Here is a 19,042-nt window from a genome sequence, read left to right on the forward strand (position 1 = left end):
CCCCGCCGCGCGCGGGCTTTCATGGGCGCGGCGCCGATTCCGGGGGCGCCGGCGCCCCGGGCGCTCACGCCGCACGGCCCCATATCCGCATATATCTACATAACAAAATGTGGCGTCTCAGGGATTTCGCCGGTATCGTGCCCACGCCCATAGCGGCCCCGCCAAGTCATACCCGCGGGGCCTTGAGACCGGAACGCAATAGCGGAACCCCATATGAACTCCATCGCCCATGATCTTGCGCCGCAGCATCTGCCGTTTTTTATCGTCGCTCCGGGGGAAACAGATCGTCTTTTCGTCAACATGACCATCGCCATGGTGTTGTTGATTCTGACGCTGGGCAACTTCTATTTCAAATTGCACGCGCTGCCCGAGCACATGGCCAAGCACGCCAACAGCACGCAGCTGCATCTGATCGGCGTCCTCGCCCTGATCGCGCTGTTCACCCACAACAATGTCTTCTGGATCCTGGCGTTGCTCATCGCCGCTGTCGAATTGCCCGATTTCAGCGCGCCGTTGAATTCGATCGCGCGGTCCCTGCGGGCGCTGGCGCCGCCAAGCGCGGACGAGCCGCCTGAAACCGCGCCGGCCGATGAGCCGGAGGAGCCGGAGAAGCCGGTCGCCGCCGCGGAAGAACCTGTCGCGGCCACGCACGGGCGCCTCGAGGAGAAACCGCAATGATTGAGCTTCTCCTCTGCTCGCTCGTCACCATCCTGCCGGATTACCTCTACCGCCGTCGGATTCAGGGCAAACGCTGGGGCCAGGAGCTGACCCTGTTCAGCATCTGGTACGAGTTGCGCTGGGGGTTGACCGGCTGCGCCGTGCTGACCGTGTCGCTCCTGACCATGATCTTCTATTTCCACCCCTCGACGGACCGCGTCACATCGGCCTTCCGCACCGTGACGATCCTGCCGGAAGCCGGCGGGCGGGTCGCGGAAGTGTATATCAAGAACCGGCAGGACGTGGAGGCCGGCGCGCCGCTGTTCCGCCTCGACGACTCGCTGCCGCGGGCGGCCTACGAGACCTCCAAGGCGCAGATCGCCGAGATCGACGCCGCGATGGTGATGGCGCAATCCGAGCTCGCCGCCGCCAAAGGCGCGGTCGAACAGGCGCGCAGCGCCCTCAAGGAGGCGACCGAGGAGCTCGATCGCAAGCTCGCGCTGCGCGAGCGCAATTCCTCGGTCGTGAGCGAACAGGAGGTCACGCGCCTGCAGAACCTCGCCGCGGGCCGGGAAGCCTCCCTGTCCGTGGCCGAATCCAACCGCACGGCGATCGAGACCAAGATTTCGACGCTGCTGCCGGCGCAGAAGGCGACCGCGCAATCGGCGCTGGAGCAGGCGCAGGTGGCGCTCGACAAGACGCTGGTCACCGCCGGCGTCGCCGGCGTCGTCCAGCAGTTCCAGCTCCAGCCCGGAGATTATGTCAGCCCGATCTTGCGGCCGGCGGGCATCCTCGTGCCGAAGGGATCGGGCGTCGGAGTGTTCCAGGCCGGCTTCGATCAGGTCTCCGCGCAGGTGATCAAGCCGGGCATGGTCGGCGAGATCACGTGCTTTTCCAAACCGTTTTCGATCATCCCCGTCGTTGTCACGTCGGTGCAGAGCGTGATCGCCTCGGGGCAGTTCCGGCCCTCCGACACGCTGGTGGACGCGCCGCAATTCGCCCGGCCGGGGACGCTGACGGTCGCGATGGAGCCGCTCTATCCCGGCGGCGCCGACGACGTGCCGCCGGGCAGCAAGTGCCTCGCCAACGGCTATTCGAGCTTCCAGGACGAGCTGGAGGAAGGCGATATCGGCTGGGGCTCATGGATCTTCTACCACGCCGTCGACGCGACGGCGGTCGTGCATGCGGCGGTCATGCGGATTCAGGCGCTGCTGCTGCCGGTGCGGACGCTGGTCCTCTCGGGCCATTGACGCCGCCGGAGGTCTCCACAGCGCCCGGAGCGGGCGTGAGCGGGCCCCCGCATGGGCGATCTTTCCCCGCCGGCGCCCGCCCCTCGGCGGGTCCGAACGCCGGCGCCGCCCGCCCCGATCGCGCGTTTGCGGAACGGGGTGAAAGTGTTAAAGACATCCGCCTATCTTCAGCCGCTGCTCGGCGAGAGGGTTTCGGGGCGCGCCGGGCGGATGTGATACGTGGACGCTGGGGACGAGGAAGCTGGTAAATGACCACGAGAAGCTTGCATCCTCTGATGAAGATCGCGTTGGTTTCGCTTCTGATTCCGGTGCAATTCTATGTCGGATCGTTGCTGCTGACGCCGTCCCGCATCTTCTTTCTGATCGTCACTCCGTATCTGTTCATTCAGCTTCTGTCGGGGGCCTATGGCCGGCTCCGTCTGTCCGACATCCTGACCTTTCTCTTTTTCATCTGGTTCACGATCTCGATGATCGTGAACAACTTCAATCAGGCGCTCACGTTTGTCGGATTGCACGCGACCCTGCTGTTCGGCGGCTATCTGGTCGGGCGCGCGTCGATCCGTTCGCTGGCCGATTTTCAGGCTTTCGTGCGGTTCTACGTCCTGACGATCGTGTTGATGCTTCCGTTCGCGGTTTATGAATCGATCACGTCACAGTTCGTCATCGCCGAATTCATCCGCAGCCTGGGCCTGCAAAGCTTCGCGGATGTGAATTACGAGCGCCGCCTCGGGCTCGACCGGGCGCAGGTCGTTTTCACGCACCCGATCCACTTCGGGCTCTATTGCTCACTGGGGTTCGCGCTCTATTTCGTGACCTTCCGGCGCAGCATCTCCCTCCTGCGCCGCGCCCTGGTCTCCGGCCTTGTCGCCTTCACGGCGTTCTTCTCGGTCTCGTCCGGCGCGGTTCTGGCGCTGGTGATACAGATGGCCCTGATCGGTTACGATCACATGTTTCGCAACATGAAGAACAAATGGCTGCGCCTGATCGGATGCGGCGTCGCCCTGTATGTGATCCTCGATCTGCTTTCGGACCGGCCCGCCTATCTTGCGATCATCACACGCGTCTCTCTGAACGTGGGCACGGCGTATTATCGCCAGAACCTTCTGGAATACGGCCTGGCGCAGATTGCGCGGACGCCGATATTCGGCGTCGGCTACAACCGGTGGGAACTCCCGCACTGGATGAGCGACAGCATCGACAATTTCTGGCTGATGACGGCGCTGGTGTACGGCGTGCCGGCCTTCGTCTTCTTCGCGGGCCTTTTCTTGAACATCATGTTCCGCGCCGCGCGTCACGCCCGTCCGGGCGGCCAGCTTCATGACGCGCGGGTCGCTTACAACATCATGCTGGTGAGCATCTCCTTCACCCTCGCGACGGTGGCGATCTGGGGCGAGCTCCTGTCCGTCGCCTTCATGATTTTCGGCGCCTCGGGCTTCTTCTTCGATGTCGCGGATGAGGAGACGGCGAAGGCCGCGCCTCCCGCCCCGGCCAGGCGGCGCGCCGTCATCGGAGACATGAGCCCGGAGAGCGAAGCGGCGGCGCGGGAGGGCGGCGCGCCGACCGCCGCGAAAAAGCGAACCGTCCTCTAGGCGAAGGCGTGGCGGCCGGGCGCGCCCGTCTTTCGGCCCGCGGCCTTCAGGCCGCGTCCGGCGGGACCGGCCGCGCGGCGTCGCCGTCCGGCGCCGGCTCGCCCCGTTCGATCAGGACGCCCCAGGCCGAGGTCATGATGTTCCGGCGGATCACCCGCGCGGGGTTCCCGACGGCGATGCTCCGCGGCGGAATGTCCGTCGCCACCAGGCTGCCGGCGCCGATGATGCAGTTGTCCCCGATGGTCACGCCCGGCATCACGACGGAATGGCAGCCTATGAAACAATTATCGCCGATCACCGTATCAAAATGCGTTCTTCTGCACATGTCGTGAGATAATATGGCGCATCCGAACGTCACATAGGAATATTCGCCTATGTTGATCCCCTTTGGGTTCGTCTTGTCGAGCTTCGCCTGAGACGAAATCTTCGTCCCCGCGCCGATATTCATTCCCCAGACTTTTCGGTAGTACAGGCTTATGAGCTTCGTGAGGATTCGGCTTAGCCGCGTTCTGATCGCTCTCGGGGTGAAAAGGCTCATGTCGCTCTCGGTGGCGGAGTGGAAGATGAGTCAGGGCGGCCGTCCGCCCATCGCGGTTGATCAGGAAGCGCCGAGTCTAGATTGGCGCAGAGCGTCCGACAACCGCCATTTCCCTTCGGTTTCAGACAGTACGCTCGCGGATCGCATCCCGCAAAGCAGAGCGCCGTCAGACGACACGACGCAAACTCGAACACGTAATCGCGCATATCTGAAACGATTCAGCGCCCATATCGCATAGAGGTAGTTCACCTTACGTAAATACTCGCTTTACGGTAGTATAAATATACAATAGATTCCCATTTTCTTTCGCCTTGAACATTCATATGAAATATCCTATTTTAATAATGCTAGGTTATTCATGTGAGGTGAATTAAATTGGCGATTCCAACCTTAGCGAGAATTCGCACTCTTGTTCGAAATCATGTCATCAAAGGTAGATTGTGGGTTTTTCGCACCGTATGGGGCATGGACATCGGCGAAGATGTGCGCATCGCCATGAGCGCCAAACTCGACAAGACCAATCCGAAAGGCATGCATATCGGCGATTTTACCGGCATCGGACCGGGCACGCTCATTCTCTCCCATGATTTTGTCGGCTCCAGGCACGCCGACACCTGGATCGGGAAGAACTGCCATCTTGGGGCCAAGGTCGTCGTGGTCGCAGGAGTCCGCATCGGAGACAATTGCATCATCGCGCCCCTCAGCCTCGTGATGCGCGATATTCCCTCCGGCTCGCTTGCGGCCGGCAACCCCGCCCGCGTCATCGAAAAGGGTCTGACGCTGGGACCATGGGGCATCCGCAACTGGGATGGCAAGAAATGATCGACCGAAGAAACGATGAGCCGCTGGAGGATCGCATGGCGAACGAGATGAGCGCCGCCGAGGGGTTGAGAGGGATCTTCGCAGATGAACTCGCGATGGACCCGGCGCTGGTGACGGACGATCTGCAATACAACGTCGCGCCCGAATGGGATTCCGCGGCGCATATGTATCTGGTTGCGGCGATCGAAGAGAAATACGACATCGCCATTCCCGATGACGAAGTGGCCGGGATGACCACCTTCCCGGCGGTGGTCAGGATCGTCTCCCGGTTGATCGGCTCAAGATGAACGCCGCGCCAGAGGCCGGCCCGGCGCGCTCCGCCGGGATCCGCGCCGCGGAGGAGGCGGATATCGACCGCCTCCTCTCGCTCCGCCGCGCCTTCTTTCAGACGCAGGTCGAGGCCGGTCTGCTGGATATCCCCGTCGACCCGGCCGCCAGCTTGGAGAAATCGACGGCGCGGATGATCGGGAACCGCCGCCAGTTCTGTTTCGTCGCAACCCGCTCCGGAGAGGTCGAAGGCTATCTCCTGGCGCAACTTCGCATCGCGCCGGGAATGACCAGAACCTCCATCGGCTCCATCGAGGAGATATACGTCTCCCCCGCTCTCCGTGGAGCCGGGGCGGCGGCGCGCCTGCTGGAGAGCGCCCTCGGCGCGCTCAACGAGGCGGGCGCCGAGCGCCTTCAGGCCCGTGTGCTCGCGGAGAATGAGGCCGCCCGCGCGTTCTGGCGCAAATCCGGCTTCCTCGACAACGTCGTCATTCTTGAGCGGAGCGACCGGGAATGAGCGACTTTCGGGATCGTCTTCTCGCCTCGGCCGAGCGTCACGCCGGGCGGCCCGCGCTCTGGGCCGACGGCGCGGAGTTGACCTATGACGCGCTCTTCAGCCGCGCGCGGCGCCTCGCCGAGGCCATGGATGCGCGCCTCGCGCCGGGCGGCGCCATCGGCATTCATGGCCAGCGCGACCTCGCGTCGCTGACCGGAGTTCTCGCCGTGGCGCTCTCCGGCCGGCGGTATCTGCCGCTCAATCCCATTCTGCCCAGACAGCGCCTCGAAGACATCTGCCGGCTGGAAAGGCCGCGCGCCATCATCGCCGCGCCGGAGACGCTGGCGGGCGGGCGCGAGCTGATGGCGGCGCTCCCCGGCGACGTTCTGCTCCTCAGCGACGAGGGCGAGGTCGCGGCGCATGGCGGCGCGCCGAACGCGCCCGCTCCGGATGAGAGCGGCGATCAGGCGCTCTACACCCTGTTCACCTCAGGGACGACCGGAGCCCCCAAGGGCGTCCGCGTGCTCGACGCGAATGTCGGCGCCTATATCGACGGCGTCGCGCCGATCGCCGATCTGACGCCGGAAGATCGCGCGACGCATTTTTTCGATCTCTCGTTCGATCTATCCGCCCACGACATCTTCGTCACCTTCCTCGCCGGCGCCCAACTCAACATAGCGCCGCGCGAGCGGAACATGGAGATCGTCGAATTCATCGCCGAGCGGCGCATCACCAGCTGGTTCTCGGTGCCGTCGCTGGCGGCGTTCTGCGGGCGGCTGGGCCAACTCGAACCCGGCGCGCTCGGCGGGCTCCGAACCGCGCTTTTCTGCGGCGAGCCGTTGCCGGTGGCGCTGGCGCGGCGTTTCGCGGCGGCGGCGCCGGGCGCCCGGCTCTGGAACACCTACGGGCCGACCGAGGCGACGATCGCCTTCACCGCCTACGAGTTCACGCCGCCGGACCGGCTCGACGGGCTGACCGTCGTTCCTCTCGGCGCGCCGATCGGCGATCAGCGCTGCGCCATCGACGGCGGCGGAGAAGCCGGCGAGCTGCTTCTCGGCGGCTCGCAGGTGACGCCGGGATACGTCAACAATCCGGAATTGAACGAGACCCGGTTTTTCACCGACGAGGACGGCGTGCGCTTCTATCGCTCCGGCGATCTCGTCACCCGGAGCGCGGAGCACGGCTATCTCTTCAACGGCCGGATCGACGATCAGGTGAAGATCAACGGATACCGTGTCGAACTTCTGGAGATCGACGCGGTCTGCCGCGACGTCTCCGGCGCGCTTGAGGTCGCCGCCATTCCGTGGCCGTCCGCCGCCCCCGACCATGTCGTCGCCTTCGTGGTCGGCTCCGAGACGCCGGCGAGCGAGATCCGCCGGAAGTGCCGGCGGTTTCTGCCCGCCTACATGACGCCGCGAAAGATCATCGCGCTCGACTGCATGCCGACGACGCCGAGCGGGAAGATAGACCGGAAGGCGCTCGCCCGCACGCTGACGAAGCCCGCGTAGCCGCGCCGCGCGCTCCCCCCGGCGCGCGCGCGTCATGCGTTGACATCCGCGCCCTCGCGGCGAATTCTGACTTTCAGAAACCGATCATCGCCGCCCGGACCATGGGGCGGCGCTCCGAGGCATGCGGCGTGAAGCAGAGCGCCGCGCCCGAACGCCCGGAGGCCGCGCCGGCCCTGAACGGCCTAGGCCCACGCCGATCGGCCGCGGTGGATCCCGGCGCGGATCCACGTTCCGAAGACGCCCGATCAGGCAGGAGACGACCATGAAACTCACCGATGACCAGCTGAAGCGGTTCGACGAAGAGGGCTGGATCTTCCTGCCCGAATGTTTCTCTCCCGAGGAGGTCGCGGTGCTGCGCGAAGAGGGCGAGAAGATCTACGCGGAGGAGCGCGAGGAGGTCTGGCGCGAGACCTCCGGCGCGCCGCGCACGGCGTTCGCGGCGCATCTCTACAGCGAGGCGTTCGGCGTCGTCGGCCGTCACCCGCGGCTGATCGAGCCGATCGAACAGGTGTTCGGCGAGAAGGTCTACATGCATCAGTACAAGGTGAACGCGAAGGCGAAGTTCGCCGGCGACGTATGGCAATGGCACCAGGATTACGGCACCTGGCGGCGGGACGACGGCATGCCCGAACCTCGGGCGATGAACATCTCGATCTTCCTCGACGAGGTGTTCCCGTTCAACGGGCCGCTGATGCTGATCCCGAAGAGCCACAGGCACGGCGTGCTCGACGCCGGCCACGACACCTCGACCACGAGCTATCCGCTCTGGACGCTCGACAACGACACGGTGGAGAGGCTTGTCGACGAGGGCGGCCTCGTCGCGCCGACCGGCAAGGCGGGCGGCGTCCTGATGTTCCACGGCAATCTCGTCCATGGCTCATCGGGGAACATCACGCCGTTCCCGCGCAAGATCGTCTATCTGACGCTGAACGCCGTCTCGAACCACATCCGCACACCCACGCGCCCGGAATGGATCGCGCATCGGGACTTCACGCCGATCGAAGCCTGCGCCGACGACGCGCTGGCGGACTACGCGCGCCGACACGCCCGGGCCGCGGAATAGAATAGGCGCCGGCCCCGGATAGCGCGGGGCTCCGCCGCGCCGGCCGGATCCTCGCCGTCACTCGAGCGGCGGCGGGTCCGACGGGGGGTTCCGCTGGATCTCGCCCATGTCGAGCAGGGGCGAGGCGTCGATATCCGACGCGTCGAGCATCGCCGCCACCCGCTCGAGCGCGGCCACGATCATCGCCTGCTCCCAATCGGCGAGCGCCTCGAATTGCCGGACGTATTTCTGCTGAAGCGGATCAGGCGCGCCTTCGATGGTCTCGCGGCCCTGATCGGTCAGCGCGATGTTGATCTGGCGGCGGTCGACTTTCGAGCGCTCCCGCCGGATCATCGACTTCGCCGCCAGCCGATCCAGCAGCGTGGAGATCGTCGCCTGGCTCACGCCCATCTGCACGGAAATCTGTTTCGGCGTCACGCAGTCATGGCTCAGCACGACCTGAAGCACCCGGATCTGCACCGGAGTCAGCCCCGCCTTGCGCGCCAGCTCGCGTCCATAAAGCTCGGTGGCGCGCAGAATACGGCGCAGCGCGATGAGGGAGATATCAGTGCGGTCCACGCGCGACCCCCTGCGGCAGATGCGGAGGCCAGCTTACCGCCTCCCGAGGCGAGGGCAAGGCGGAAAAATGATTAGCTTAACTATTTATTAACGCCGAAAAACCTGTGCGCACCCTCGATTCTGCTACGCCATGCGATACGCTAAACCATTAATTTTCCTCGGTAAAATAATCCACAGAGCCGAATTAATTAGCCTAATTGATTTTCTACCGTGAGTGAGTATATCTATCTGTGCAAACGAAACAGCCGCAAGGGTACCCGTGTCCGACATCCGCCAAATCAATTCGCGCCGAGACGACGTTCGGTTCCGCAAGCCGGACGCCGAAGACGGCGCGTCCATCTGGGAGCTGATCAGGTCCTGCAAGCCGCTCGACGAGAATTCCATGTATTGCAATCTGATCCAGTGCGATCATTTCCGCGACACCTGCATTCTGGCCGAGCTTGGCGGCGCCCCGGTCGGCTGGATTTCGGGCTATGTCCTGCCGAACGACCCCGAGACGTTCTTCGTCTGGCAGGTCGCCGTCTCTGCGAACGCGCGTGGTCTGGGGCTGGCGAAGCGGATGCTGACGCGGCTTCTGGCGCGCGACGTTTGCGCGGGCGTCTCCAAGATGCAGACCACGATCACCCGGGACAACGACGCCAGCTGGGCGCTTTTCCGCAGCTTCGCGGACGCGCAGGACGCCGAACTGGACCATGAGGCCCATTTCGAGCGCGACACGCATTTTCAGGGCGAGCACGCCACCGAGCACATGGTGACGATCAGCCTGCCCGCGTCCGGCGCGCTCGAGTCGGCGGCCTGAGCCCCTCCCCCCGGGCCTGAACCAAAATCGAAGGAACTGACATGACGACTGAGATTTCAGCCGACACCGCCATCTTTGAGCGCCGCGAATCCGAAGTGCGGAGCTATTGCCGCAATTTCGACACGGTCTTCACCCGCGCGGTCGGCGCGACCCTCCATGACGCGAAGGGCCGCTCCTACACCGACTTTCTCGCCGGCTGCTCGTCGCTGAACTACGGCCACAACGACCCGGACATGAAGGCGGCCCTCATGGCCTACATGGCCGGGGACGGCATCACCCACGCGCTGGACATGTACACCGCGCCCAAGGCCGAGTTCCTCGAAGCGTTCGAGCGCCTGATCCTCGCCCCGCGCGGCATGGATCACAAGGTGATGATGACCGGCCCGACCGGCGCCAACGCCGTCGAGGCGGCGATCAAGCTGGCCCGGAAGGTCACCGGGCGCACCAACATCATCGCCTTCACCAACGCCTTTCACGGCATGACGCTGGGCGCGCTGTCGCTCACCGGCAATTCGGGCAAGCGCGCCGGCGCCGGCGCGCCGCTGACCGGCGTGACCCATCTCCCCTTCGAGGGCGCGCTCGGCGACGACGTGGACACGCTCGCGCAGATCGAATTCATGCTCGACAACGGCTCCAGCGGCGTCGACGCGCCCGCCGCCTTCATCCTCGAACTGGTGCAGGGCGAGGGCGGGCTCAACGTCGCCTCGCGCCGCTGGGTCGAGGGCGTCGCCCGCCTCGCCAGAAAACACGGGGCGAAGCTGATCGTCGACGACATCCAGGCCGGAATCGGCCGCGCCGGGAGCTTCTTCAGCTTCGACGGCATGGATGTCGAGCCGGACATGATCACCATGGCCAAATCGCTCTCCGGCTTCGGCCTGCCCTTCGCGCTGATGCTGCTGAAGCCCGAGATCGACGTCTGGAAGCCGGCCGAGCACAACGGCACGTTCCGCGGCAACACCCACGCGTTCGTCACCGCGAAGGTCGCGCTGGAGAAATTCTGGGCCGATGACGCCCTCAAGGACGAGATCGCCGCGAAGGCGGAGGTCCTGACCGAGCGGCTTCGGCGCATCGCCGACATGATCCCCGGCTCAAAGCTGAAGGGGCGCGGCATGATGCAGGGCGTCGATGTCGGCTCGGGCGAACTCGCCCGCGCGATCTGCGCGGAGGCCTTCACCCGCGGGCTGGTGATCGAGACCTCCGGCGCCGACGACGAGGTGGTCAAGGTTCTCGCGCCCCTCACCATCCCCATGGCCCAGTTCAAGGCCGGGCTCGACACCCTCGAAAGCGCGGCGCGCGCCTGCGCCGCCATCAGCATTGCAGCGGAGTAACCCCATGATCGTTCGCGATTTCGAAAAGCTCAAGAACACCGACAAATGCGTCAGCGACGCGAAGTGGAAATCCATCCGGATGCTGCTGGCCGACGACAAGATGGGATTCTCGTTCCACATCACTGTTCTCGAAGCCGGCTCCGAGCACACGTTCCACTACAAGAACCATTTCGAGAGCGTCTATTGCATCTCCGGCAAGGGCTCGATCACCGATCTCGCCGCCAACGAGACCCACGCGATCCGGCCCGGGGTGATGTATGCGCTGGACCAGCATGACAAGCACACGCTCCGCGCCGAGGAGGAGCTGGTGATGGCGTGCTGCTTCAACCCGCCCGTCACCGGAAACGAGGTCCACCAGGCGGACGGCTCCTACGCCGCCGCCGACTGAAGGCCGCATCCCGGCCGACGCGCCGCCGCCGGCGGCGCGAGACATACCCAAACAGAGGCGCCCCGGCGGAAGGGGCGAAGAATATGAGCACCCCCACACACACCGTCGAAAAGATCGGCGGCAGCTCGATGAGCCGCTCGGCGGAGCTGTTGCAGCCGCTGCTGCTGAACGGCGGCGCCGATCCCTACAACCGGGTCTTCGTCGTCTCCGCCTATGGCGGGATCACCGATCTGCTGCTCGAGCACAAGAAATCCGGCGAGCCGGGCGTCTACGGCCATTTCGCCAACGCCGACAACGATCATGGCTGGTCGGACGCGCTGAACCGCGTGGTGCGCGCCATGAACGAGGCGCACCGCGCGGTGCTGGAGGCGCCGGGCGACATTCAGGAGGCGGACGATTTCGTCCGCGAGCGCATCGAAGGCGCCCGCTCCTGCCTGATCGACCTGCAACGCCTCTGCTCCTACGGGCATTTCCGCCTCAGCCAGCACATGGGGATCATCCGCGAGCTGCTCTCGGGCCTCGGCGAGAGCCATTCGGCCTATGTGACGACCCTGCTCCTGCGGCGGGCCGGGGTGAACGTCCGGTTCATCGATCTGAGCGGCTGGCGCGACGAGCGCGAAGTCACCCTCGAAGAGCGGATCGAACAGGGGTTCCGCGACGTCGATCTCGCCAGCGAACTCCCCATCGTCACCGGCTACGCGCAATGCTCCGAAGGGCTGATGACGCTCTATGACCGCGGCTATTCCGAGGTCACGTTCAGCCGCATCGCCGCCCAGACCGGCGCGGCCGAGGCGATCATCCACAAGGAGTTCCACCTCTCCTCCGCCGACCCCAAACTGGTCGGGCTCGAGAATGTGAAGAAGCTCGGCCACACCAATTACGACGTCGCGGATCAGCTTTCGAACATGGGGATGGAGGCGATCCACCCCTCGGCCGGCAAGACGCTCCGCCAGGCGGGGGTCCCGCTCCGGGTCACCAACGCCTTCGAGCAGGCCGATCCCGGCACCCTGATCGACGACGCGGAGGCCGAGGCCCCGCAGGTCGAGATCATGACCGCGCTCGACGTCTTCGGCCTCGAGGTGTTCGAGCAGGACATGTTCGGCGTCAAGGGCTACGACGCGACCATCCTTCAGGCGCTCACCCGCCACCGGGTCCGCATCGTCTCCAAATCCTCGAACGCCAACGCGATCACCCATTATGTCGACGCGTCGCTGAAGCTGGTGAAGCGGGTCGAGAACGACCTGCACGCCGACTATCCGACCGCGACGATCACCACCCGGGGGCTCTCGGTCGTCTCCGCGATCGGGCGCGACCTGAAAGGGCTGAACGCGCTCGGCCGCGGCCTCGCCGCGCTGGAGCGCGCCGGGATCGAGCCGGTGGCGGTGCATCAGGGCTCGCGCAACGTGGACATCCAGTTCATCTGCGCGCGCGAAGACGCGGCCCCCGCCATCAAGGCGCTGCACAAGGCCCTGGTCGAGACCAGCGCCGAGGCGCGCGGCGCGTCCGGGCGGCCCGAGCCGGACCCGGGCGAAAAGCCAGCGTCGCAACTGGCCGCCTGACCCCCGCCCATGAACGGATAAAGCCGGCGCCCCGCCTCGGCCGCCGGCTTTTTGGCGGGCCCCGCCCCGGTCACAATGGCGCCCCCCCCAAAGCCCCCCGAGATTGCGCCCGGTCCCGCCATCGCCTACACCCCAGCGGGTGATCGATAACGAAGGCTGACCGGTATGCGTCTCTCCCGCTATTTCCTTCCCGTGCTGAAAGAAACGCCGGCCGAGGCGCAGATCGTCTCGCATCGGCTGATGCTCCGCGCCGGCATGATCCGGCAGGCGAGCGCCGGGATCTATTCCTGGCTTCCGCTCGGCTTCAAGGTGCTGAAGCGGATCGAGCGGATCGTGCATGAGGAGCAGCAGCGCGCGGGCCATATCCCGATGCTGATGCCGACGATCCAGTCCGCCGATCTCTGGCGCGAGAGCGGGCGCTACGACGATTACGGCGAGGAGATGCTGCGCATCACCGACCGCCACAAGCGCGACATGCTCTTTGGCCCGACCAACGAGGAGCTGATCACCGACATCTTCCGCTCCTATGTCGGCTCCTACAAGGCGCTGCCGCTGACCCTCTATCACATCCAGTGGAAATTCCGCGACGAGGTCCGCCCCCGCTTCGGGGTGATGCGCGGGCGCGAATTCCTGATGAAGGACGGCTATAATTTCGACCTGACGAAGGAGGCCGCGCTCCACGCCTATAACCGCCATCTGGTCAGCTATCTCAGGACCTATGAGCGGATGGGGCTGAAGGCGATCCCGATGCGCGCCGACGGCGGGCCGATCGGCGGCGACTACACGCATGAATTCCTCGTGCTGGCCGAGACCGGCGAGTCGGAGGTCTTCTATGACAGCGAGGTCGCGGACCTCACCTTCGGCGACCGCGCCGTGAACTATGACGACGAGGCGGAGCTTCAGGGCATCCTCGCGGAATTCACCAGCCGCTACGCGCGCACCGACGAGACCCATGACGCGGCGCTCTTCAACGCCATCCCCGAGGAGCGCCGGAAAAGCGCCCGCGGCATCGAGGTCGGCCAGATCTTCTATTTCGGCACCAAATATTCCGAGCCGATGGGCGCGACCGTGACCGACGAGACCGGCGCGCGGGTTCCGGTGCACATGGGCAGCCACGGCATCGGCGTCAGCCGCCTCGTCGGCGCCATCATCGAGGCGAGCCATGACGAGAAGGGCATCGTCTGGCCCGAGGGCGTGACCCCCTTCGGCGCCGGCATCGTCAATCTCCGCCAGGGCGACGCCGCCACCGACGCCGCCTGCGAGGAGATCTACGCCCGGCTCACCGCCGCCGGCGTCGATCCGCTCTATGACGACCGGGAGGAGCGCGCGGGCGCGAAATTCGCGACCATGGACCTCATCGGCCTCCCCTGGCGCGTCACCATCGGCCCGCGCGGCGTGAAATCCGGCAAGGTCGAGCTCACCCAGCGGCGCACCGGCGAGACGGTGGAGCTTTCCGCCGAAGACGCCGTGGCGCGCCTCGCCGAGACATACGCGGCGCGCTGATGGCCCGCAGCGGCGGCACGCGGCCCTTCGCCGGGTTCGAATGGCTGATCGCGTTCCGCTATCTCCGCGCGCGCCGGAAGGAGCGGGCGATCTCCGCGATCACCGGGTTCAGCCTCGCCGGCATCGTGCTCGGCGTCGGCACGCTGATCGTGGTGATGTCGGTGATGAACGGGTTTCGCGATGAGCTGGTCAGCCGGATTCTCGGCGCGAACGGCCATGTCCTCGTCCTTCCCGCCCGCGCGCCCGACCTGACCGATTACGCCGCGCTGGCCGCCCGCGCCGCCGCGACGCCGGGCGTCGTCCGCGCCGCGCCGATCGTCGAGGGGCAGGTCATGGCCTCCAGCGGGCGCGGCTCCGCCGGCGTGCTGGTGCGCGGCGAGAGCATTGAGAACGCCCGGACGCTGGAGGCGCTCGTCCACCCCGAAAGCAGCGTCGGCGATCTGGCGGATTTCGGCCCCGGCGGCGTCGCCATCGGCGCCGGCGTCGCGGACGCGCTCGGCGTCGGCGTCGGCGACATGGTGAAGCTGATCTCGCCGAAGGGGCTTCGCACCGTGCTCGGCCCCGCCCCGGCGACGGTGCGCAGCTTCCGCGTCGCCTATATCTTCCGCATCGGCATGAGCGAATACGACAAGATCCTCGTCTACATGCCGCTGGACGAGGCGCAGAAATTCTTCCTCAAGGCCGGCGCCGCCGACATGATCGAGGTGATGGTGGACCGCCCGGCCGAGATCGAGAAGGCGGCCGAGCGGCTCTCGCGCGCGCTCGGCCCCGATGTCCGGCTCTGGACCTGGAAGGACCAGAACGGCGGCTATCTGAAGGCGCTCCAGACCGAGCGGGTGGTGATGTTCCTGATCCTCTCGCTGATCATCCTCGTCGCCGCGCTCAACATCATCTCCGGCCTGATCATGCTGGTGAAGGACAAGGGGCCGGATATCGGCGTCCTGCGCACCATCGGCCTGACCCGGGGCGCGGTGATGCGGGTCTTCTTCATCTGCGGCGCGGCGATCGGCGTCGTCGGCGCGCTGCTCGGCGTGGTTCTCGGCGTGCTCTTCACCCTCAACATCCGCTCGATCCAGGTCGCGGTGGAATGGGCGCTCGGCGTCTCGGTCTGGGACAGCTCCGTGCGCTACCTGACCGAGATCCCCGCGCAGCTCCATGCGGACGACGTCGTCTCCGTCCTCGCCCTCGCGCTCGGGCTTTCGTTCATCGCCACGCTCTATCCCGCATGGCGCGCGGCGCGGCTCGACCCGGTGGAGGCGCTTCGCCATGAGTGAGCCCGCGCTCGCGCTCACCGGCGTGACCAAGAGCTACGGCTCGGGCCGGGCCGCGGTCCATGTCCTTCGCGGCGTCGATCTGGCGATCCGGCCGGGCGAGATCGTGGCGCTGGCCGCCCCCTCCGGCGCCGGCAAGTCCACCCTCCTCCATGTCGCGGGGCTTCTCGATCAGGCCGATTCCGGCGAGATCCGCATCGGCGGCGCGCTGATGACCGGGCTCGCCGATGCGGGCCGGACCGCGGCGCGGCGCGCCGAGATCGGCTTCGTCTACCAGTTTCATCATCTCCTGCCGGAATTCACCGCCGAGGAGAACGTGATCCTGCCGCAGCTCGCCGCCGGGACCCCGCGCGCCGCCGCTTTGGACCGCGCGCGCGCGCTTCTCGCCGCCGTCGGCCTCAGCGGCCGGGCGGGGCATCGGCCGGCCGCGCTGTCGGGCGGGGAGCGCCAGCGCGCCGCGATCTGCCGCGCGCTCGCCAACCGGCCGCGCCTTCTTCTCGCCGACGAGCCGACCGGCAATCTCGATGTCGAGACCTCCGCCAACGTCTTCGACCTGCTGCTCGGAATCGCCCGGGACGAGGGGCTGGCGGCGCTGATCGCCACCCACAACCCGGATCTCGCCGCCCGGATGGACCGCACCATACGGCTGGAGGCGGGGCGGTTGAAATAAGGCGGGCGCGCCGTTTCCTTGACCGGATTTCCGTTCGTCAATATCCACTTGGCGACAGATGGATTGGAGAAGTGGAGCCACAATGACCGGACTTCTGCTCACCAACGCCGCCATCGCCACGATGGCCGTCGGGCTCGATCCCGCCGGCGCGGCCTACGGCCTGATCAACCGCGGCGCCATCGCGATCGATGGCGGGCGGATCCGCTGGGTCGGCCCGACCGAAGAGGCCGGCGCCTTCCCCGATTTCGAACGCCGGGACCTCAAGGGCCGGCTGGTGACGCCGGCGCTGATCGATTGCCACACCCATCTCATCCATGGCGGGCATCGGGCGTGGGAGTTCGAGATGCGCCTGAAAGGCGCGAGCTACGCCGAGGTCGCGCAGGCCGGCGGCGGCATCCTCGCCACCGTGCGCTCGACCCGCGGCGCGACCGAGAAGACCCTGATCGAGAGCGCCCTGCCCCGGCTCGACGCGCTGATCGCCGAGGGCGTCGCCACGATCGAGATCAAATCCGGCTACGGGCTGGATATCGACACCGAGCTGACCATGCTTCGCGCCGCGCGGCAGCTCGAAAAACACCGCCCCGTGCGGGTGCGCGCCAGCTTTCTCGGCGCGCACGCGGTCCCGCCCGAATACAAGGGGCGCGCCGACGCCTATCTCCGCGAGGTCTGCCTGCCCGCGCTCGACGCGGCGGCGGAGGAGCGCCTGATCGACGCCGTCGACGGCTTCTGCGAGGGCATCGCCTTCAACCCCGAGCAGATCGCGGCCGTGTTCGCGCGCGCCGCGAAACATCACCTGCCGGTCAAGCTCCACGCCGAGCAGCTGACCCATATGGGCGGCGCGCGGCTGGCGGCGCGGCACGGCGCGCTCTCGGCCGATCATCTCGAATACGCCGACGCCGGCGACGCCGCCGCGCTCGCCGCTTCGGGGACCGTGGCGGTGCTTCTTCCCGGCGCGTCCTACACGCTGAACGAGCGGCGCCGCCCCCCGGTCGAGACCTTCCGCGAGGCCGGGACGCCGATGGCGGTGGCGACGGATTACAACCCCGGCTCCTCGCCGATGACCTCGATCCTTCTGGCGATGAACATGGCCTGCACGCTCTTCCACCTGACCCCGGAGGAGGCGCTGGCCGGCGTCACCCGCAACGCCGCCCGCGCGCTCGGCCTCAGGGACGTGGGCGCGGTCACGCCGGGGCTTCGCGCCGATCTCGCGATCTGGGATGTCGAACATCCGGCCGAGCTCGCCTACCGGATCGGCTTCAACCCGCTGCACGAACGGCTCTTCGCGGGCCCCGAGAGCTGACCCCGCGCGCGCCGCGCCGCCATCGGCGCGCTTGCGCCCGCGCGGGCCCCGCCGCTAGACTGGCGGCGGGAGGCGCCGAACATGGCGGAGACGGGCCTGGACCTGAACGCGCCGCCGCCTGACGGGCTCGATGCGGTCGTGCGCGGCCTCTCGGACGGCGCCGCGCCGCTCACCGCCTATCTCGACATGATCTGGCGCACCGTCTCGCCGCAGATTCTCTCGACCGAAGGGCTGGTCGAGCTGGCCGTGATCGTGGCGGCGGGCGCGCTCGCCTTTCTCTTCGCCGGCGCCGCGCGCCGGCTGATCGGCCGGCTCACGCCGCGGACCGACGACCATGAAATCTCCCGGGTCGGGCGGGCGCTCCGCGGCCTCGCGCCGCCGCTCCTCTGGCTGGCCGCGCTCTGGATCGGCGCGGCGGCGCTGGCGGGGGCGGGCTGGCCGAACGGGCTCGCGCGGCTCGCCGCCAGCCTCCTCACCGCCTGGGTCGTGATCCGCCTCGTCTCCACCGTGGTCGCGGATCCGGTCTGGTCCCGGCTCTTCGCGGTCGCGGCCTGGACGGTGGCGGCGCTGAACGCGCTCCGCCTGCTGGGGCCGACCATCGCGCTTCTCGACGGCGCGGCGATCTCGGTCGGCGATCTCCGGGTCTCGCTCTATCTGGTGCTCAAGGCGACCGCCCTCGTCGTCGTCCTCCTCTGGCTCGCGACGACGCTGGCGCGGATCGTCAACCTGCGGGTGACCCGGGCGGCGCGGCTGACCGAATCGGTCCGCACCCTGATCGCGCACGGCGTCCATTTCGGCCTGATCCTGACCGCGATCCTGATCGCGCTGAACGCCGTCGGCATCGACCTCACCGCCTTCGCGGTCCTCTCCGGCGCCATCGGCGTCGGCCTCGGCTTCGGGCTGCAGAAGATCGTCTCCAACTTCGTCTCCGGCGTCATCATTCTGCTCGACGGCTCGATCAAGCCCGGCGACGTGGTCGAGGTCGCGGACACCTATGGCTGGGTCACCAGCCTCGGCGCCCGCTTCGCCGCGGTCAGGACCAGGGACGGCGTCGAACATCTGATCCCGAACGAGGAATTCATCATCAACCGGGTCGCGAACTGGACCCATTCCGACCGGGCGGTGCGCCAGCGGCTGCCGATCGGCGTCGCCTACGACACCGATCTCGACGCCGCGCTCGCGCTGATCCGCGCCGCGGTGGCGAAGACCCCGCGCGTGCTCGGCGCGCCGCCGGTCAACGTGCTGGTCAGGGGCTTCGGCGACAGCGCGATCGAGCTCGAGGCCCGCTTCTGGATCGCCGATCCCCAGAACGGGGTCTCGAACGTCGCCTCCGATTGCTATCTCAACGTCTGGCGCGCGCTGAAGGCGGCGAAGATCGAAATTCCGTTTCCCCAGCGCGACCTGCACGTCCGCAGCCTGCCATCCGCCCCGGACGCCGCCCCCGACGCGGGGGCGGACGGCGCGGGCGGCCGATAG

19 protein-coding genes are annotated in these 19,042 nt (G+C 66.9%); 17 read left to right on the forward strand and 2 right to left on the reverse strand.

Going from position 1 to position 19,042, the window contains the following annotated elements; genetic code table 11:
• The first annotated feature begins 213 nt into the window (after positions 1-213).
• The 3 genes from WG921_RS12655 to WG921_RS12665 all read left to right on the forward strand — a co-directional run bounded on the left by WG921_RS12655 (position 214) and on the right by WG921_RS12665 (position 3,496).
• Positions 214-678 carry a hypothetical protein gene (locus WG921_RS12655; protein WP_340109598.1) on the forward strand — a complete coding sequence of 155 codons (465 nt, stop codon included), beginning with the start codon at positions 214-216 and terminating at the stop codon, positions 676-678.
• Positions 675-1,907: an HlyD family secretion protein gene (locus WG921_RS12660; protein ID WP_340109599.1), complete on the forward strand. Its 1,233-nt coding sequence runs from the start codon at positions 675-677 to the stop codon at positions 1,905-1,907. Before WG921_RS12655 ends, WG921_RS12660 begins: the two co-directional genes overlap by 4 nt.
• Positions 1,908-2,155: 248 nt before the next feature.
• On the forward strand, positions 2,156-3,496 hold the full coding sequence (locus WG921_RS12665) for an O-antigen ligase family protein (RefSeq protein WP_340109600.1): 1,341 nt from the start codon (positions 2,156-2,158) through the stop codon (positions 3,494-3,496).
• 46 nt (positions 3,497-3,542) lie between these two features.
• On the opposite strand, the gene WG921_RS12670 is transcribed toward WG921_RS12665, so the two are convergent.
• On the reverse strand, positions 3,543-3,944 hold the full coding sequence (locus WG921_RS12670) for an acyltransferase (RefSeq protein ID WP_340109601.1): 402 nt from the start codon (positions 3,942-3,944) through the stop codon (positions 3,543-3,545).
• A 555-nt stretch (positions 3,945-4,499) separates the two neighbouring features.
• Between WG921_RS12670 and WG921_RS12675 the strand changes: the two genes are divergently transcribed.
• The 5 genes from WG921_RS12675 to WG921_RS12695 all read left to right on the forward strand — a co-directional run bounded on the left by WG921_RS12675 (position 4,500) and on the right by WG921_RS12695 (position 8,190).
• On the forward strand, positions 4,500-4,856 hold the full coding sequence (locus WG921_RS12675) for an acyltransferase (RefSeq protein WP_340109602.1): 357 nt from the start codon (positions 4,500-4,502) through the stop codon (positions 4,854-4,856).
• Positions 4,853-5,143 (forward strand): acyl carrier protein, encoded by a 291-nt coding sequence (locus tag WG921_RS12680; RefSeq protein WP_340109603.1) that lies wholly within the window; start codon positions 4,853-4,855, stop codon positions 5,141-5,143. The genes WG921_RS12675 and WG921_RS12680 overlap by 4 nt, the downstream gene beginning before the upstream one ends.
• On the forward strand, positions 5,140-5,640 hold the full coding sequence (locus WG921_RS12685; protein WP_340109604.1) for a GNAT family N-acetyltransferase: 501 nt from the start codon (positions 5,140-5,142) through the stop codon (positions 5,638-5,640). Before WG921_RS12680 ends, WG921_RS12685 begins: the two co-directional genes overlap by 4 nt.
• Positions 5,637-7,127, forward strand: coding sequence for an AMP-binding protein (locus tag WG921_RS12690; protein WP_340109605.1), 1,491 nt, complete (start codon positions 5,637-5,639; stop codon positions 7,125-7,127). Before WG921_RS12685 ends, WG921_RS12690 begins: the two co-directional genes overlap by 4 nt.
• Positions 7,128-7,389: 262 nt before the next feature.
• Positions 7,390-8,190, forward strand: coding sequence for a phytanoyl-CoA dioxygenase family protein (locus tag WG921_RS12695; RefSeq protein ID WP_340109606.1), 801 nt, complete (start codon positions 7,390-7,392; stop codon positions 8,188-8,190).
• A gap of 57 nt (positions 8,191-8,247) precedes the next feature.
• Here WG921_RS12695 and WG921_RS12700 read toward each other — a convergent pair whose 3' ends face one another.
• A complete protein-coding gene (locus tag WG921_RS12700) occupies positions 8,248-8,748 on the reverse strand; it encodes a MarR family winged helix-turn-helix transcriptional regulator (RefSeq protein WP_340109607.1) in 501 nt (166 codons plus the stop codon).
• A gap of 259 nt (positions 8,749-9,007) precedes the next feature.
• Here WG921_RS12700 and ectA point away from each other — a divergent pair, with 259 nt between their 5' ends.
• The 9 genes from ectA (at position 9,008) to WG921_RS12745 (ending at position 19,042) form a co-directional block, all read left to right on the forward strand.
• The gene (gene ectA, locus WG921_RS12705) at positions 9,008-9,547 is read left to right on the forward strand and encodes a diaminobutyrate acetyltransferase (protein WP_340109608.1); all 540 of its coding nucleotides are present in this window, start codon (positions 9,008-9,010) and stop codon (positions 9,545-9,547) included.
• A gap of 41 nt (positions 9,548-9,588) precedes the next feature.
• The gene (ectB, locus tag WG921_RS12710; protein ID WP_340109609.1) at positions 9,589-10,875 is read left to right on the forward strand and encodes a diaminobutyrate--2-oxoglutarate transaminase; all 1,287 of its coding nucleotides are present in this window, start codon (positions 9,589-9,591) and stop codon (positions 10,873-10,875) included.
• A 4-nt stretch (positions 10,876-10,879) separates the two neighbouring features.
• Positions 10,880-11,263 carry an ectoine synthase gene (locus WG921_RS12715; RefSeq protein WP_340109610.1) on the forward strand — a complete coding sequence of 128 codons (384 nt, stop codon included), beginning with the start codon at positions 10,880-10,882 and terminating at the stop codon, positions 11,261-11,263.
• Between the two features lie 83 nt (positions 11,264-11,346).
• Positions 11,347-12,822, forward strand: a complete 1,476-nt coding sequence (locus WG921_RS12720) for an aspartate kinase (RefSeq protein WP_340109611.1) — start codon at positions 11,347-11,349, stop codon at positions 12,820-12,822.
• Between the two features lie 165 nt (positions 12,823-12,987).
• Entirely contained in the window at positions 12,988-14,325 is a 1,338-nt protein-coding gene (gene proS, locus WG921_RS12725; protein ID WP_340109612.1) for a proline--tRNA ligase, read from the forward strand.
• On the forward strand, positions 14,325-15,599 hold the full coding sequence (locus WG921_RS12730) for a lipoprotein-releasing ABC transporter permease subunit (RefSeq protein WP_340109613.1): 1,275 nt from the start codon (positions 14,325-14,327) through the stop codon (positions 15,597-15,599). Before proS ends, WG921_RS12730 begins: the two co-directional genes overlap by 1 nt.
• On the forward strand, positions 15,592-16,266 hold the full coding sequence (locus WG921_RS12735) for an ABC transporter ATP-binding protein (protein ID WP_340109614.1): 675 nt from the start codon (positions 15,592-15,594) through the stop codon (positions 16,264-16,266). The genes WG921_RS12730 and WG921_RS12735 overlap by 8 nt, the downstream gene beginning before the upstream one ends.
• An 82-nt stretch (positions 16,267-16,348) precedes the next feature.
• Positions 16,349-17,566 carry an imidazolonepropionase gene (gene hutI, locus WG921_RS12740; protein ID WP_340109615.1) on the forward strand — a complete coding sequence of 406 codons (1,218 nt, stop codon included), beginning with the start codon at positions 16,349-16,351 and terminating at the stop codon, positions 17,564-17,566.
• An 81-nt stretch (positions 17,567-17,647) separates the two neighbouring features.
• Positions 17,648-19,042 (forward strand): mechanosensitive ion channel family protein, encoded by a 1,395-nt coding sequence (locus WG921_RS12745; protein ID WP_340109616.1) that lies wholly within the window; start codon positions 17,648-17,650, stop codon positions 19,040-19,042.

This window comes from Paludibacillus litoralis, assembly GCF_037646705.1.
Lineage (GTDB): Bacteria > Pseudomonadota > Alphaproteobacteria > Rhodobacterales > Rhodobacteraceae > Pikeienuella > Pikeienuella litoralis.